This window comes from Cupriavidus phytohabitans (assembly GCF_000426345.1).
Lineage (GTDB): Bacteria > Pseudomonadota > Gammaproteobacteria > Burkholderiales > Burkholderiaceae > Cupriavidus.
Map to the genome: position 1 here is coordinate 1 of NZ_AUFE01000231.1, position 1,369 is coordinate 1,369.

Below are 1,369 nucleotides of genomic sequence, written 5' to 3' on the forward strand. Positions count from 1 at the left end.
GCACCCTCGAAGGCGCTAGACAACTCCATCTCCGTTCGTCGTACCCAGCGTTCGTTCTCGGCGCTATTACATGGACTGAAAAATGACCTTACAGTATGGCAGCGCGCTCTGTTCAATAGACGGCAATATAGCAGTCGTGACTTTGAATCGCCCCGAATGTCGTAACGCTTTGGGTGGAACCATCCGAGAAGACATCATTGAAGCGATGGCAGCCGCAGATGGAGACGACAACGTCCGAGCCATCATTCTCACGGGTGCCGGTAGCGCTTTCTGCGCTGGCGGGGATTTGAGAGAACTTTACCAACGCGCTGCCCACGGCCAGACAATCACGGAGAAAACAGAACCGATTCGTGACCGCACATTACTCGCCGTCTATGAGGCAAGAAAGCCAGTGATAGCAGCAGTGAATGGCCCGGCCATGGGGGCGGGAATGAACCTGGCATTGGCTGCAGATATTCGTATTGCGTCCACCCACGCCCGGTTCTCCCAAGCCCACACTATGCGGGGAATGATGCCGGACTATGGAGGCACGTACTTGCTGCCAGCAATCCTGGGAAGTTCGAAGGCATACGAGCTCATATGTACAGGTGCCACTTTGGATGCGGAGGAGGCGTTACGGCTTGGCTTGGTAAGCCAAGTGGTCGAACCATCCAACCTCATGGACCGCGCCCACTCGATGGCTCAAACTATTGCACGCAACGCCCCTATTCCAATCCGCTTGGCGAAGCGAGCTGTCCAACAGCACCATCAGGGAGGCCTGTGCGAGGCACTGGCGCGGGAGACCGCAGCACAGAATGTCTGCTATGAATCTCAGGATGCTCGGGAGGGACTACGAGCCTTCCTCGAGAAGCGAAATCCGACATTTCAAGGGAAATAACTGCGTCCTGGACTGTTGAGCCGGCTATTAGTGGATCATGCGTCCGCCACGGCGTTCACCCCGTCGGGATTGCATTCATTGGAGCCGTGTTTGTCATTCCATCGAGAGCACGCTGGAGCGTTGCGCTGGCATGCTGCAGTGACGTCGCCGCCGCCTGTACGATCGCTCCCACCTCCGCACTGGTCGTCCAATGCGACCGTCCATCAAATGACCTCGTCAACTCGATGAAGTTGACTCGCCTGCGCTAGTCCCCTCGAACCAGATTCGTTAGAGCAGAGCGACAGCAATAGGCTCAGTTCGGTCAATCGGACAATCAAAGTCAGATTTTCTGCCCCGCGGGAAGCCCATATTGACGCCTCCTAGACGCTGCTCGTTCGAGCAGTATCGCCCCCAATAGACCCAATCCATCCAAGTTAAGCCGCCAATAAAATCGCAATTCCCCCCGCGAACCCTTGACAGATGACGAGGTTCGAGGGGCCGCCGCCCTGCTTG

Annotated in this window: 1 protein-coding gene; it reads left to right on the forward strand. The window is 56.6% G+C overall.

Going from position 1 to position 1,369, the window contains the following annotated elements; genetic code table 11:
- The first annotated feature begins 82 nt into the window (after positions 1-82).
- Positions 83-877 carry an enoyl-CoA hydratase/isomerase family protein gene (locus K309_RS0134935; protein ID WP_064737487.1) on the forward strand — a complete coding sequence of 265 codons (795 nt, stop codon included), beginning with the start codon at positions 83-85 and terminating at the stop codon, positions 875-877.
- Positions 878-1,369 lie beyond the last annotated feature (492 nt).

Coding starts and splice junctions, on each gene's coding strand:
- K309_RS0134935 (WP_064737487.1), top strand. CDS start 83: ATGACCTTACAGTATGGCAGCGCGCTCTGTTCAATAGACGGCAATATA.